General features: G+C 58.1%; 13 protein-coding genes. 2 read left to right on the top strand and 11 right to left on the bottom strand.

The annotated features are described in order from the left end of the window. The 4 genes from AACS18_RS23390 to arcB all read right to left on the bottom strand — a co-directional run. A partial coding sequence (locus AACS18_RS23390; protein WP_374956645.1) for a transporter substrate-binding domain-containing protein occupies positions 1-2,408 on the bottom strand: 2,408 nt, incomplete at its 3' end. Positions 2,409-2,631: 223 nt separating this feature from the next. Next, positions 2,632-2,835, bottom strand: coding sequence for a hypothetical protein (locus AACS18_RS11345; RefSeq protein ID WP_005349248.1), 204 nt, complete (start codon positions 2,833-2,835; stop codon positions 2,632-2,634). Positions 2,836-3,150: 315 nt separating this feature from the next. Then, the gene (gene dgt / locus AACS18_RS11340; RefSeq protein ID WP_108614294.1) at positions 3,151-4,515 is read right to left on the bottom strand and encodes a dGTPase; all 1,365 of its coding nucleotides are present in this window, start codon (positions 4,513-4,515) and stop codon (positions 3,151-3,153) included. 51 nt (positions 4,516-4,566) lie between these two features. After that, a complete protein-coding gene (arcB, locus tag AACS18_RS11335; protein WP_108614293.1) occupies positions 4,567-6,879 on the bottom strand; it encodes an aerobic respiration two-component sensor histidine kinase ArcB in 2,313 nt (770 codons plus the stop codon). Positions 6,880-7,083: 204 nt separating this feature from the next. Here arcB and AACS18_RS11330 point away from each other — a divergent pair, with 204 nt between their 5' ends. After that, positions 7,084-8,070, top strand: coding sequence for a DUF2860 family protein (locus tag AACS18_RS11330; protein ID WP_108614292.1), 987 nt, complete (start codon positions 7,084-7,086; stop codon positions 8,068-8,070). A gap of 67 nt (positions 8,071-8,137) precedes the next feature. Here the strand turns inward: AACS18_RS11330 and AACS18_RS11325 are convergent, their stop codons facing one another. The 4 genes from AACS18_RS11325 to AACS18_RS11310 form a co-directional block, all read right to left on the bottom strand. Further along, positions 8,138-8,836 (bottom strand): DUF3334 family protein, encoded by a 699-nt coding sequence (locus tag AACS18_RS11325; protein WP_005339098.1) that lies wholly within the window; start codon positions 8,834-8,836, stop codon positions 8,138-8,140. A gap of 89 nt (positions 8,837-8,925) precedes the next feature. Then, positions 8,926-9,372 carry an HIT domain-containing protein gene (locus AACS18_RS11320; protein ID WP_108614291.1) on the bottom strand — a complete coding sequence of 149 codons (447 nt, stop codon included), beginning with the start codon at positions 9,370-9,372 and terminating at the stop codon, positions 8,926-8,928. Between the two features lie 74 nt (positions 9,373-9,446). After that, a complete protein-coding gene (locus AACS18_RS11315) occupies positions 9,447-10,088 on the bottom strand; it encodes a DUF2057 domain-containing protein (protein ID WP_108614290.1) in 642 nt (213 codons plus the stop codon). Between the two features lie 71 nt (positions 10,089-10,159). Next, on the bottom strand, positions 10,160-11,059 hold the full coding sequence (locus AACS18_RS11310) for a LysR family transcriptional regulator (protein ID WP_108614289.1): 900 nt from the start codon (positions 11,057-11,059) through the stop codon (positions 10,160-10,162). Between the two features lie 97 nt (positions 11,060-11,156). On the opposite strand from AACS18_RS11310, the gene AACS18_RS11305 reads away from it, so the two are divergent. Further along, entirely contained in the window at positions 11,157-11,759 is a 603-nt protein-coding gene (locus tag AACS18_RS11305; protein WP_021231956.1) for a short chain dehydrogenase, read from the top strand. Positions 11,760-11,887: 128 nt separating this feature from the next. Here AACS18_RS11305 and AACS18_RS11300 read toward each other — a convergent pair whose 3' ends face one another. The 3 genes from AACS18_RS11300 to dapA all read right to left on the bottom strand — a co-directional run bounded on the left by AACS18_RS11300 (position 11,888) and on the right by dapA (position 15,164). Further along, on the bottom strand, positions 11,888-12,991 hold the full coding sequence (locus tag AACS18_RS11300; protein WP_040065098.1) for a phosphoribosylaminoimidazolesuccinocarboxamide synthase: 1,104 nt from the start codon (positions 12,989-12,991) through the stop codon (positions 11,888-11,890). A 165-nt stretch (positions 12,992-13,156) separates the two neighbouring features. Continuing rightward, positions 13,157-14,284: an outer membrane protein assembly factor BamC gene (gene bamC, locus AACS18_RS11295; RefSeq protein ID WP_005349235.1), complete on the bottom strand. Its 1,128-nt coding sequence runs from the start codon at positions 14,282-14,284 to the stop codon at positions 13,157-13,159. Continuing rightward, positions 14,277-15,164 (bottom strand): 4-hydroxy-tetrahydrodipicolinate synthase, encoded by an 888-nt coding sequence (gene dapA / locus AACS18_RS11290; protein WP_005349232.1) that lies wholly within the window; start codon positions 15,162-15,164, stop codon positions 14,277-14,279. The genes bamC and dapA overlap by 8 nt, the downstream gene beginning before the upstream one ends. Positions 15,165-15,296: the final 132 nt, after the last annotated feature.

The following is a 15,296-nucleotide window of genomic DNA, read 5'->3' as shown; positions in this document are numbered from 1 at the left end:
TCGCGCAGCTCATATTCCTGTTGCTTGAGAGCCGTAATGTCCTGAATGACCCCATTGAGGATCAGCGCCTGCTGCTCCTGTCTGACAAAGTTGCCACGTACTTGCAGGTAGCGATCTCCCTCAGGTCGCTCCACCTTGACCTCCAGATCGAGGGGAGCCAGAGTCTCGGCATGATTGGCCACCTTGCTGACAAAATCCTGCAGCGCCTCTTCGGTAAAGCCGAACACCTCACCACCCGATTCGGAATTGAACAGGTCCTGCCGGGAAGCCCCGAGGATCTCGCTGGCCCCCTGAGAAGCATACAAAAACCGCCCCTTGCCGGGTCCTTGCCACAAATACTGATAGACCACCCCAGGCATGCTGTCGGTAATCTGGGTAAGGCGATTTTCAGCCTGACGGGCGCGCTCCTCCGCCTCTTTGATCCGGCTGACATCGGTCAGTACTGTCAACACCCCCAGCATATTGCCATCGGGATCGCGATAAGGACGTTTGGCATAGATAACATGGCAGGGCGTACCATCAGCTCGCAGGTTGCTCCCTGCCCCCTCCAGATCCTGTCCGGTCTGCCACACCCGGCGCTCTTCTTCCAACACACTGTTTCTGAGTGTCTCGGGCATGTTTTGGAGCTCCTCACTGCTACTGCCAGCACCGAGGAAAGCATCGCGATAGGCCTGATTGCACAAGGTGATCCGCTGCTCGCTATCACGTAGCGCCACCATGGTTGGCAGTGAGTTGAGCAAGGTCTGCACAAACAGCAACTGTTCATTCAGCTTGTCCTCTGCGATTTTCCGCTGCGCAATCTGGCGACGCAAACTGCGAGCCCAGAACATCACCAGCAAACCGCTGACGAGCAAGGCGCCCCCCCCTATGGCCAACCATTTGTAAATCAGGGTGTAATCAGACTCGATATTGACCGACACATTGAGCCAGCGTCGTTCCAGCAGTTGCCACTCCTCATCCGTGATGGTCAGCAGCAACTTGTCCATGATGCGGAGCAACTCGGGCTGAGCATTATCGACGGCCATACTGATAGGTACGGAAAATTCGGGGGAGCTCAGCACCACCTGATACTTCTCATTGAAACCCTTCATTGCCTGCTGTCCCAGATTGGTCATGGTCAACAGCACATATTCAGCTCGCCCAGTGTCGAGCAAGGTCAGTAAATCGGCATCTTTGCCTACTTCGATAATATTGGCGCCCAGCGCGTGAATGAGAGAGGCTTCGTAAGAACCCGTCACACCACCAATCAGACGCCCTTTCAGCTCGACCAGCGACTTCAGCGGGCGAGCACCGTGTCTGGCTACGACATAGCTGTCGAACTTCAGATAGGAGGAGGTAAAAGAGGCAAAGGACTGACGATCCTTGAGCGGTGTCATCAAGGGAATAAGGTCCACTTTGTGCTCTTTCAGCAGTTTAAGTGACTCCTGCCAGGTATTTGTCGACACCAGCTCAAAGCGGATCCCGGAGCGCAGACTCAATAACTTCATCAGGTCTGCCGTATAGCCATGCAATTCACCTTCGTCATCGATTTCACTGATGCCGGCAAATCCGGGGGCAACGGCGAACTTGATGACCTTGTTTCTCTGCTTCAGCCAACTAGCCTCATCTGGTTCCAGCAACAGACCAGCGTTGGCGCGTTCATTTTTCTGATGCAACCGTAATCGTGAGTCTGCAACGGGTATCCGTTGATATGCCTGCCAAAGCCTCTCGCTCAGCTCTGGCTGGCGGGAGCTGGTCGCCATCGTCAGCGTGCTGCCAGAAAGCCACCCTGGAGCGACAACCCCCATTGACGCTGGCATTCTCTCCATCTTGAGGGAAACAATGGGTTCCAAATCAAGATATGCATCGACAGCGCCCAGCTTGACCATATAGGTCGCCTCGTCACGGCTCTCCAGCTCAGTTACATCAGAGATCCCCAAACGAGCCAATTCATTACAACTGCCAAAACCACGAATACAGACCCAGCGTAACTTGCGCGCCTGCTCCAGGGTCAATCGCTGATCCGGGGTATGCATTAAAATGGAGCGAGCATAAGAACCGATACTGCCAATAGGGTTTATCCCCTTCAATTCAAGAGCATTACGTTCGACCCCGATTAATGCATCGATCTGGCCGCCTTGGAGAGCAATCTGGGCATCCACGTAGGAGTTGTAGGGGATATAACGCAATGACACGCCCATTTCGGCTGCAATGCGCGAGGCCAGCTCCTTGAGCGGACCGGCATAACGCTGGTTGGGGAGTTGATAGATGAAAGGGAGATAGCCGCCACGGGGAACCCCAACCAGCAGCTCTTTTTGTGCAGAAATCTCGTTACTTGTGCTCTCATCTTGCGGTTGGGGAGCCGCAACAGCCAACATGCCCGAAAACAACAGCAAAATGGGAAGAAAAAGCTGACGAAGGAGTGGCATAAGGTCTTGTCCTGATGAGTAAAACAGATACGGCTGCCACCTCTAATCTTGCAGATCATGACGACGCAAGGCGAGAAAACAATCGCAGCTGTTACAAAGAGGGCGGAGAGGATAATACTGAGTCACCAACATGTGAACCTGGAATCAACCATAAGATGGAAAAATGGCAGGCATGCAGCCTGCCATTTCACTAGCGAGGGGGATCTTATTCTCCCCTTCGCGATCAGGTTATTCGATTCCCGAGGCGGAAGCCGGTTTGATACTCCCGCTCGCGAACGAGAGCGATTTGACCCTGATATCCTTCCAGCCCGATATCCCTGAGCAGGGCGGGTGACAGATTGACCTGCACGAGACGACGCTCGACCCGGGCAATCCTTCTCTGGACCAGGGATTCAACACTGCGCAGTAAAACCAGTTCGATAGACATGACATTCTCCAGTTGAACATGCGGTTCTCCCGGAGAAAGTGGATATCACCCTGCGGGACGAACCGCGGGTGATAAAAAGACAGGGGTTACCTGTTTACGCCACGCGGTAAAAGAGCACGAGATTTCACGCCGCACGCAGTGCCGCGAGAGAATGCAATATTGAGCATCAGATGTTGCATTTTCGTCTCCTTACCGGGTAAAAGTTGAACAGGTTGCAGAAGTCTAAAAAATATCCGAATTTAAAACAAGCCTCTTGCGACTCCTTTTTAAACGTTTTTACGGCATTTTATGCTGCCCGACAGGGAGCCTGGGGCATCAGATCCCCGAGAGTAGCCGGTACTCCTCCAGCACATAGGTATCCGTCATGCCGCTGACATAGTCGAGCAGCAACCGCACCCGGTAATACCACTCCTGCTCATGCTGGCAGGCAAAGCGCGGATCCGGGGTGGCGATCGCCAATCGATAAGCCTTGAGGTGACGAGCCGAGAGGCGGTGATAGAGGCGGCGCGCAAAGAACAGCGTCTGACTCCCCTCCCCGGCCAGCAGGCGGGCAAATTGCCGCGCCGGCAGCGCCAACAGACAGGAATAACTGGTCAGCACCCCGCGCAGTGCCGCATACCCTTCCAGCTCGAGCGCTTCCACCTCGGGGCGCATAAAGACCAGCTCGCGGGCCACCTGCTTGAGGATATCGAGCACCCGCGCCGCCGGCGCCTGACCGTGCAGCAGCGCTTGCGGATAGGATCCCTGCAAAATGGCCTGATGTTCGCTGACATAGCTCTGCGCCGCCAACGCCACCAGATCCCGGGTCAGTTGCTGGCGAAAATGGGGGAAAAAGCCCCGGCCGGAGGCCAGCGCTTCATCCAGCAAGGTGCCCATGTAGTCACTCTGATCAGCAGCTCGCAGCGCCACCAGCAGTTCACCCTGAGTCAGGATCCGCCGATCTACCGCATCTTCCAGATCGGCGATGCAGTAGGAGATGTCATCGGCCGCCTCCATGATGTAGACCAGCGGATGGCGACAGCCGGGGGCCAATCCCAGACTCTGGCCAAGGGCACGGTAGAGCGGCTGCTCGCTGAAGAAGATGCCGCGCTTGCTGCTCCAGCCATGATGTTGGCCATAGCTCACGCCGGGTTGCGGCTGCTGCGGGTATTTGCAGAGTGCCGCCAGTTGTCCGAGGGTCAGGTTGAGCTCGTGCAGGCTGTGCACCAGTCGCAGACTCTGGGCGTTGCCATCAAACAGTTGCAGATCCTGACGCAATTCAGCCCACTGGGCCGAAGGTGGCTGCGCCAGCGCCTGCTGATAGAGGGGATCGAGCATCTCGCCGAGCCACTGGCTCATCACCTGCTCACCAAAGTGGCCAAACGGCGGATTGCCCACGTCATGGAGCAGGCAGGACATCTCCACCAGATTGATAAAAGCCCCTTCACAAACCATCCCGGCAGGCAAGGCAGCCAGAATGCGGCGGCTGATCTGGCGACCGGTCTCCTGCACCTCCAGCGAGTGGGTGAGGCGGCTGCGCACCGAGGCCTTCACATCGAGCGGAAAGACCTGGGTCTTCTGCTGCAACCTGCGCACCGGTGCTGCCTGCACGATACGGGCGCGATCCTGCTCGGTCGCCTCCAGCAGCTCCTCATCCCCCCAAGGGTGGATGCGCGCAGGGGTAATCAAACGGCTATACATCTTGCAGCTCCTTGCCAACAATTTTCCTCAGACTCAAGACATCCTCCAGCCTCAAGACAACAACCAGCGCCGCAGACGGGAGATATCGCCGGGATATTCCCGGCGCAGCGTCTCAATCCAGTCTTCCACGTTTTCCCACCAGGCGGGATGATCCGGGCTCTGGATCAGTTGCGCCGTCTGCTGCAATCGGCGCAGGCCAATGGAGCCTGCCGCCCCTTTTATCTTGTGTGCCTCTTCCACCACCCCAGCTTGATCCTTGGCAATCATATTGGAGTCGAGCACAGCCATGTAGTCCGGCATCATCTTCTCGAACAGATCGACGCTGGAGAGCAGCACCGGCTTGCCCACGGTATCGGCGTAATCGGTGAGGAAGGGGATATCCAGCAGGGCATCCTGATTGCCCGCATCAGCCTGCTCGTCCGCTTCATCCTCGGCCAGATCGGCAAACAGGTGACCAATCACCTCCCGCACCGCTTTGGAGCCAAGCGGCTTGTTAATCACATCCTGCATGCCGTGATCCCGGTAGTACTGGCGATCGCCGGTGGAGTTGGCGGTGAGCGCCACCATGGGTGGCAGGCTGTCGCCATAACGCTCCAGCAGGGTTTTCGCCACATCGAAGCCAGTCATGTCCGGCAGCTGGATATCGAGCAAAATGAGGTCGAAATCATCCGGGTTGGCCATCGCCAACGCCTGGGTGCCGTCCCGTGCCACCTGCACCTGATGACCCAGCTTGCCCAGCAGGGCGCAGGCCACCGTCACGTTGAGCTCCACATCCTCCACCAGCAGGATATCGAGGGAGGGCATCTCCTCCTCCTGCTCTGGCAACACAGGCTCGGCGCAAGCTACCTCCAGCTCGGCGGTGAAGCAGGAGCCTTCGCCCGGATCGCTGTCCACATAGAGCTGCCCGCCCATCGCCTGCACCAGCTGACGGGAGACCGCGAGGCCAATGCCGGTGCCGGTGGCGTGTTTCTTGCCCTGCACCTGATAGTACATGGCGAAGATCTTCTCCTGCTGGGCGCGCGGGATACCGATGCCGGTATCCTCCACCTCGAAGTGCAGGGCCAGCTTGCCCGGCTCATCGGCGGGATGGGAGAGACAACGCACGGTGACGCCCCCCTCATCGGTAAACTTGACCGCGTTGCCCACCAGATTCCACAGCACCTGACGCAGGCGGGTGCCGTCAGCCATCACGAATTGCGGCATGTCGCCATCGCGATCGAAATGGAGATAGAGCCCCTTCTGCTCAGCCTGAATGCGCGACAGGGTCTCCAGCTCGTCGAGGAAGGCGGGCAGATCGATACGGGTCGGTGCAATTTCGAGGCGACGGCGATCCAGTTTGTCCAAGTCGATGATGTCGTTGAAGATATTGCCAAGGGTCACCGCACTCAAGTGAATGGTCTTGAGCTGCTGATGCTGCTTGGGATCGAGGGGGGTATCCATCAGCATCCGGCTTAAGCCCACGATGCCGTTGAGCGGGGTGCGCAACTCGTGGCTGATGGTGGAGATAAAGGTGGTCTTGTCGCGACTCGCCTTCTCAAGCTTGTCCTGATACTGCTTGCGCTCGGTGATGTCACGGCCAAAACCGAGCAGCCCGAGTCGCTTGCCGAAGCGGTCGAAGAAGGGCACCTTGCGCAACTCGAAGTAAGCCTTGCGGCCATCGGGATACTCCAGCCACTGCTCGTAGGTGAGCGGCTCGTTGCTGGCAAAAACCTGCTTGTCGGTCTCCACCACCTTGTTGGCGATCTCCTGCTTGTAGACATCGAACGGGGTCAGACCGATCAGCTCGGCCTCCACCTTGCCGGTCAGCTCCTCCATGGCGCGGTTGCAGCCAGAGAACTGCTCATCCTCGTTGCGGTAGTAGACCAGATCCGGGGAACAGTCGATAAAAGAGCGCAGCAGAGCGGTACGCTCCCCCAGATGGAGCTGAGCTTTCTCCCGCTGGAACACCTCGTTTTCGAGATCTTCAATGGCCTGCAAACGCAGGCTCTCGGCCCGGTTGGTCTCGGCAATCTGGGCATTGAGGCGGCTGATGTTCTCCTGCAACTGGCTGTTAAGCTCCAGATCCCGCTCACGCATATCTTGCAGCTTGCGCACCATCCGGCTCAGTCGCTGACGGGAATCCTCCAGCTGATCCACCACGATGGAGAGAAAATAGACCGCCCAGGGGGTCACCAACAGGCCAAAGAAGACCGAACGCACGAAGTCGATCACATCGATATTGCCGCGCAGAAACAGGGTTACCCCCATCTGGATGGCGACCGCCAGCACTATGATGCCGGCCGCCAGAAACATGCTGAATCGCACCAGTCCCAGCTTGGTCATCAGGTCGACGTAATATTGCGCCCAGGATTTAATCTGCTTCATCTTGTTATTTTCTCCCCGATATTCGCGAACAGAATACCAGCACAGAGAATTGAACTCTTCTTATCTCGCACAATTAATTAACGATTCGCCGTGTAAAATGAGTGAGTTAGGATATTTGATGAAATTCTGTCAGTTGCCATTAAGGGTGGCCCCCTATAATCATCCACCCGTCAATTTAAACACGTTTAATTCAGGAGTTATCTGATGCGCAACACCACCCTGCTTGGTCTGGGCCTGCTGGCTGCAAATAGTGCATATGCGGATTTGGGAACCATTCCCAACGAATCGGGCTGGTCTGGTTTCCTGCTTGGCGGAGTCAATGTCATCAATTACGAATCTAACTTTTACAGCGGTGATGACGAAAACCGTCGACTGGGCGGGCTGGGCAGTGCCGAGAGCAGTTCCGCCGTCGCCCCGCTGCTCAACGCTGATATCCGTTATACCTTTGCCGATACCCGCACCCAAGTATTCCTCGGTAACCTGATCCAGGATGCCATCCGTTTCGACTTCACCCAGCAGCTCGGTATCCGCCAGGAGATGAGCGACAAGGGTATCGTGGCTGGCTCCGTGGTCTTCAATGCCATGCCAACCGAACAGTGGAGCGATCCTTTCGCCGTAGGCGTCGATCGCCAATCCACCGATATCAAGTCAAAAGGGGTTCGCTTCGCCTGGGACAGCATCTGGGGTAGCAACTTCAATGGCAGCCTGACCACCCGCAACATCGAGGTGGATGAGGAGCGCAGCGGCAGCCAGTACGGCGCCGATACTGCCGCCAAGCTGGATCGCAACGGCAAGATCCACGCCCTCGACCTCTCCTACAAATGGCAGCTGGCACCCGGTCAAATGCTGGAGCCAGCCTTTATCTACCGCCAAGCCGATCTGGACGGCAGCGCCCAAAGCTACAAGAGCAACGGCCTCCAGTTGACCTACGGCATGCGCGCTTCCCAGTGGTCTTTCGTCAGCAACGCCTATCTGGGCCAGACCAAATATGATGAGGCCAACCCGATCTTTGGCCAAAACGCCGACTCCGACGAGTTTGCCCTGACCGGTACCTTCTTCTGGCACCGCCTGTTCGGTATTGCGCCGCTCTCCGCAACCTTTACCGCTGGCTACGCCAAGTCCGATTCCGACATCAACTTCTACGACTCCGAATCCATGGTGTTCAACACCGGCCTGCTCTACAACTTCTAACGACAGTTGTGCGCACCGATACAACAAGGCCACCCGAAGGTGGCCTTGTTGCTATCCGGCGTTTGCCTCAGATACCCAAAGAGTCGAGCAGATCATCGTGATCGTTGGCAACCGGGGCCGCAGCCTGAGCCGGCTTGGCGGCATCCTGCTTGGCCTGGGCGATCAGCGCATCGGGATCTAGCTCCTCGTGCTCCATCCCCTCATTGTGGATGCGGATGAACTCGGTTTTGTCCATCGCCAGCTCCAGATAGAAGATGTTGTTGCGGGCGGTGAAGAAGGTGACGCGGCGGGACTCCGGGCTGTCGAGATTGGTATCGACGCTCAGCATCACCTGCTTGTTGAGGGCCAGCATCTTCGGCTGGTTCTGGGTGATGTGGGTCTGCAGATCCCGGCCCACCTTGACGGTAAAGCTGCCGACGATCTGGTTCATCAGCTCGCCCATCACGTTGCTCACCTCGTCAGAGGTGTGGGAGATGGCGAGATCCTCCTTGGAGAGTCCCATGCTCAGCATGTAGCTCTCGTACAGCTCCATGGCGGCGGCGGCGGAGAAGTTGATCACCACCAGACCGGAAAAACCGCCATCGAACAGCACGAAGCAGCCGATATCCGGCTTGAGGCAGGTCTTGCTGATCCGCTGCACCATGCCGGAAAACCGCACCTGACTCATGGTCGCGGCACTCAAAACGTCCGTCACCGAGTTGCACAGGCTGAGCAGCACATCCTCTGTGGTCAATACGGCATCGTCATCGGATCTTGTCACTATCATGGGACCTTCCTGAACATCGAAAATGGGCTTATCTATACCATAACTCTAACAGATGGCGCGGCCCGGAGACTGAAATAGCGACACGCCTCTCAGTTGACTCCGTTATCAGCAGCCACAGGGGTGAAACCGCTCAGCTTGGCGAGCCGGGCACGCCATATATCGGCCTGCTGTGCCAAAACTTGTGGCTCATAAGGCACGACCGGATGAGCGCCCCATATGGGACCCGGCCAGGCGCGATCCGTCGCAAAGCGGGCGACATGGTGAAGGTGGAGTTGCGGCACCAGATTACCCAGCGCCCCAATGTTGATCTTGTCCGGGCTGAGGGCCTGTTCCATCAGGGCGGCGACGGCGCAGGACTCCTGCATCAGCTGTTGCTGCGGCTCCGGCGCCAGATGGTGAATTTCCCGCAGGTTGGCTACTCGCGGTACCAGGATAAGCCAGGGATACTGGCTGTCTTTGGCCAGCAAGACCCGGCAGAGGGGCAGATCCCCGAGCCACCGGGTATCTGCCTGCAGGCGTGAATGCAATTCAAACATGAAAACCTCGTTGAGTACGATGAACAGAGCGCCTGAAAAAAGGAGTGTCCACGTTACTGCAACGGGCAGAAAACTTAAAGCTGTGGGACGGCCCAACCGATAAAGCGCTTGCGCAGGGCTGGGTCTGCCTGGAGGAACAACTGCTGCAACTGCCCTTCCAGCTCGCTGGCAGCCACAACGGGTTGCCCCCCACCGGATAGCGTAGCCGTTGGTTGTGTAGTCACAGCGACGGCCGTCAGCGCAGCCTTGCCGCCGCTGCGGTTGTATTCAGCCAGTTTGCCGTTCCAATCCACCCCAAGCAGCATGCCGCTGGTCACCAGCGCATCCTGCTGGATAGCAAGCGCGCGGCCATTCTCCTGCAGCGCTACCACAGGAGCCTTGGCATACGCCTGCATCCCCCGCTCGTCTCCCGGTACGCTGGCCGTCAGCTGCAAATGCTGATTGCTGCCCTGATAGCGCACCACCTGCGGCTCGGAGCGTACCTGCCGATCATTCTCGCTGCTGCTGCGACTGGGAATCACCCCCTCGAAGCGCACCAGCAGTTGCTGCTCGCCATCCGCCAGAGTGGCATGCTGCTCATCCTGCAAGGTGCCGTTGCTCACCGCGAGGATGCGGAAATTCTCCGGCACCTTCACTTCCACCATGGCCTGCACACTGCCAGCCCCCAACACTGCACAGAGCAGCACAAATCCGGTCAACCCTCTATTACTCTTCATTCCCGCTGATCTTCCTGATGCCGATGATGGGCGCAGGGTAGCAGCCGAAGATGACAGAAAAATAACGCCGCTCAGAGCAGGTAGTGGGGTCGCTCGGCAAACCACTGGGCCAGCACCTGCTTGAACAGCCTGATCTTGCGCGGCACCCGACGCTGCTGGGCATGCAGCACATGAAGCTGATGCAGGCCGCTCTGCCACTCGTCGAGCACGGTCACCAGCTCTCCTGCCGTCAGCAGCGATTCCACCAGCATCAGCGGGCACTTGGCATAGCCCATACCGGCGCGCGCCAGTTGCAACACTGTGCTGTAGTGGTTGGCTCGTACCTTGCCCTGCACCAGAATGTGGGCCTCTTCCCCCTCACGGATAAAGTGCCACTGCTCCCAGGCCGGATTGTGCCCCTGCAACAGGCAGCTGCGCCCGCTCAGCTCATAGGGAGTGGCTGGACGCCCCTCCCGCGCCACCAGTGCGGGGCTCGCCACCACCACATCCTTGAGCCGCCCCAGCGGCAGGGCCACCAGATTGTCCGGCACCTCGCTCATGGCGCGCAGGGCGATGTCGTTTTCTCCCTGACTCATGTCGACCATCTGGTTGGTGAAATTGAGTTCCACCTCCACTCCCGGGCAGAGCGCGGCAAAGCTGGTCAGCAGTTCGCTCACCATGCGGTCGCCGGTGCTGACCGGGCAGGTAAAGCGCAGTCGTCCGCAATCCTCTTCGGTCAGCGCCTGAATATCCTGCTCCGCCTGCCGAGCCAGCGCGAAGATCTCCCCCGCCTGCTGATAGAGGGTCTTGCCCGCCTCGGTCAGACTGAGGCGGCGGGTGGTGCGCTGCAACAGTTGTGCATTGAGGGAGGCCTCCAGCGCGCTGACGTGGCGGCTCAGCATCCCCTTGCTCACTCCCAGCGTATCGGCAGCGGCCGAGAAACTGCCGCGCAGCACCACCTCGTAAAAGCTGGCCAGATGGGCGATATCCATCATTAGCTCCAATATGGAAACAATGGGTTTATTTTACGCGCTTTTTCGCATTTTCTGTTGCGCTAGAATCGATACATCCCAACCAGGAGTGATGCAGATGAAAATTGTGATTGTGGGTGCCTCTGGCACCGTCGGCTCCGCGGTCAGTGAACTGCTTGCCAAAGATCATCAGGTGATCCGGGTCGGCCACAGCCGTGGCGATGCCACGGTCGACATGCGCGATCCCGCCTCCATCAAGGCGCTGTTTGCCCAAGTGGGCCAGTTTGATGCACTGGTTGTCGCCAGCGGCAGCGTGGCCTTCAACGGCCTGACCGAGATGACCGACGAGCAGTGGCAGGTGGGACTGGAGAGCAAGCTGATGGGCCAGATCAACCTGACCCGAGCCGCCATTCCCTATCTAACTGACAAGGGTTCCATCACTTTGATCAGCGGTATTCTAAGCGAGGAGCCGATCAACTGGGGGGTGAGCGCCAGCACCGTCAACGGCGCCATCGATCACTTTGTGAAAGCGGCCGCCTGCGAGCTACCCAGAGGCCTTCGCATCAACGTGGTAAGCCCGACCGTGCTGGCGGAGTCGATGGACAAATACGCCGACTTCTTCCCGGGGTTCGTGCCGGTGCCAGCCGCCAAGGTGGCGCAGGCTTACAAGAAGTCGGTGTTGGGCATTCAGACAGGTCAGGTGTTCAGGGTCAACGGCTGATCGCCGCTCGCTTGCCGCCAGACCAGCAATAAAAACGGGCCCCGTAGCGGGGCCCGTCTGTTTCTCTGCCTATCTCCTTCGCTATCAGCAAACGTTTGTTTGTTGACGACAAAAAAAGAGAGCAACCCTTAGTCGATCAGACCGTACTGATCGCGCAGCACCTCGATGATCTCCTGCTTGGGATTGGCAGAACGCGCCAGCTTGTGGCCGATGATCTTCTCGGCGATCCCGACATAGGTGTTGGAGATATCCATCATCACTTCGGTCGGCAGCTTGTTGTCGCGGGCCAGGGCAAAACGTTCCGGCATACGGTTTTTGTTGAGCAGGATGTCCGGATCCGGGAAGTGGTTGAGCAGCCACTGACGGAAACCCTCTTTCGACTTCTCGACGATCTGACCGTCGCGCAGGGCGGCGCCATCCCAGATACGGGAGCTGTCGGGGGTGCCCACTTCGTCCATGTAGATCAGCTTCTCGTTGCCCGCCGCATCGTGGACGTAACCAAACTCGAACTTGGTATCGACGAAGATCTGATCCAGCCCGGCCAGCGCGTCGCTGATGACGTTGAAGCCCTCTTTGAGCAGCACTTCGTAACGGTCGATGTCAGCCGGTTTGCTGAAGTTGAAGCCCTTGTAGTGGCGCTCGATATCGGCACGGGAGACGTTGACGTCATCGGCTTCCGGCACGCCATCCAGCCCTTTCAGCACGCCCTTGGTGGAGGGAGTGATGAGGATCTCCGGCAGCTTCTGATCTTTTTTGAGCCCTTCTGGCAGGGTGATGCCGCAGAACTCGCGCTCGCCATCCTTGTAGGCACGCCACATGGAGCCGGTGATGTACTGGCGGGCAATCGCCTCGATCATCACCGGACGGGCTTTTTGCACGATCCAGACGAAGGGGTGCGGAATATCCAGAATGTGGCTGTCGGCTAGTCCCTTCTCCTTGAACAGCTTGAACCAGTGGCTGGAGATGGCGTTGAGCGCCGCCCCTTTGCCCGGCACGCCGTTCAGGCCATCCACACCTTGCCAGATGCAATCGAAGGCCGAGATGCGATCGCTGATCACCATGAGGGCGAGGGGCGCATCGGCCGGCACATCATAGCCTTTCTCTTTTATGAGCCGGGCACTGTCTTCGGGGGTCAACCAGTAGACGCTGCGCACTTTGCCGGAATGGACAGGTTTATCGGTACGGATCGGCAAATCGTCATTCACCGCCAATACTTGATCTGCAAGACTCATGGCTAATAACACTTCCTGTTTGTGGGGGTAAACATCGCGAGTCCCTCACCTGCACGCTCTGTTTGCAACGGGCTGGCAAGGGGCTCGCATCATCGAAAACCGCTCGGAATCCCCGCGTTTTCAGGGGGATTCAGATAACAAAACAGGGGCACAAGGCCCCTGTATTTATTCTGCTTTTGCTGCTGCCTGATCGGCCAGCCCCTTGGCGAATGCCTCGGACAGGCTGATATACATCTGGGAGATAACCCCGGACGATACCGGCTTCTTGTCCTTGTCGAACAGGGTGATGGAGGTCTTGCCTCCCGCCATTTCGCCAAGCTGGAAGCGGTATTTCTCCTCCTCCAGTTTGAACGGCTCGCTCCCTTTCGCCTTCCAGAACTCGGCCCCCGGCTCTTCGTACTCGACGTCGATCCAGCCCAGAGACTGTTGAGTATCCTTGATGGTGAAACCGTAAGCGGGCAGTACCTGATTGAGGCGACGCCACACCTGATCAAAGGAGCCTTCGGCAATCCAGGCGCTCAGTTCGTTGTTGTCCAGACCCAGTTGCAGACCCATGCCATCGTTGGACTTGTGCTGCTCACGGGCTTTTAGCTGGCTGTCGTAATAGAGCGAGAACTGGTTCAGCACTCGCGCGGCATAGCGCTGGGCATCGGCAGGGGTCAGCTTGTTGCTGGTCTCGCCGTCGATGGTCTCTTCGTGATCCAGCACCCGGACCGACATGTTGACGGCGTGGCGCTGGGCATCGTTGCGCACGGTGAACTGGTAACGCTGACGGATTTTGAAGTCTTCGTCATCTTCACCCCAGCCATCGAGGGCAACTGTGTTGTCAAACCAGCCGGTCTGCAATACGCCATCCTGCTGATCCAGCTTCTCGGTGGTGACCTTGTATTTGGCCAGGAAGTTCATCAGGAACGACCAGGTATCGCGCTCCACGCTCTGGCTGGTGCTCAGGGCATAGAAGGCAACGGTCGGTTCGGTTGCGCTCTGCACCACCTGGCTGCCCGGTACCACGGTCAGCAGCTGGGCGGGCGGTCGCACATCGACCTGGGCGCCGAGGGCACCTTCACGGCTGCTCTCGGGAAGCGGCGGAATATCGTACTGGCTGTTGAAGGTGGGGGCACTCAATCCTGCGGGGATCAAGAACGCGCGGCCCTCGAGGCGGGCATCTTCATAACCGAAGTCGCGGTTGGCCATTTTGCGATCCTGGGGGGTGCTGCAACCGGCCAAGACGGCCACAGTCGCAACGCTCAGCACCAGACGGGCTCTATTTCCCTTTCCATTAGATTTAAACACTCGCCATCAACTCCGCTGTGGTCAGTGCTCGCGCCATCAGCTGCTCGCCCTCAGGGGTGAGGTCAACCAGCGGCAGGCGCAAGGTGGCTGTTGCAATCAACCCCAGTTGGGCACAGGCCCATTTCACCGGGGTGGGGCTCGGTTCGCAGAACAGAGTCTTGTGCAACGGCATCAAGAGATTGTTGATGTCATGCGCCTGCCCGGCATCACCGGCCAGCGCAGCACGACACATGTCGGCCATCTGGGCCGCTGCAATATTGGTGGTGACCGAAATCACGCCATCGCCACCTTGCAGCATAAAATCACAACCAGTGGCATCGTCGCCACTGTAGAGAGCAAACTCTGGCCCGCACAGCTCGCGCAGCAGCGGGGTGCGGCTCAAATCGCCGGTTGCCTCTTTCAAACCGATAATGCCGGGAACCTTGGCCAGACGGGCCACGGTCTCCGGTTTGAGATCGCAACAGGTGCGACCGGGCACATTATAAAGAATTTGGGGCAGACCACTAGCCTCGGCGATCGCACAATAGTGGCGATAGAGGCCCTCCTGAGTGGGCTTGTTGTAGTAAGGAGTCACCGAGAGGCCCGCCACCACGCCGGTTTTGGCCAGTCGCTTTGCCAATTCAATGGCATGGGCGGTATTGTTGGAGCCGCAACCGGCGATGACGGGAATGCGTCCAGCGGCATACTCAACGGTCTTTTCAACGACGGCGATATGCTCCTGCTCGCTCAGAGTCACCGATTCCCCTGTGGTACCCACCGCAACAATGGCGCTGGTCCCGGCGCTGACATGATAGTCAACCAGCTTGGCCAGACTGGCCCAATCGACTTCACCTGAAGCCAGCATGGGGGTAACGAGCGCAACAATACTACCGCGTAACATGGACTTTTCTCCCGATTTTCAGGGGCGTAATGGTAAAGCTGACCCCTTTGAAAAACAAGGGAGAGAGGGGGCAAGCCGTGATACCATCCGGAACAAAAAGCAATGGACGAAAGTCGGCAGCGTCCCTAAGGG

The sequence above is a fragment of the Aeromonas sp. HMWF015 genome (assembly GCF_963878965.1).
GTDB classification, from domain to species: domain Bacteria; phylum Pseudomonadota; class Gammaproteobacteria; order Enterobacterales; family Aeromonadaceae; genus Aeromonas; species Aeromonas veronii.
This window is presented reverse-complemented; position numbering and strand designations above follow the sequence as displayed.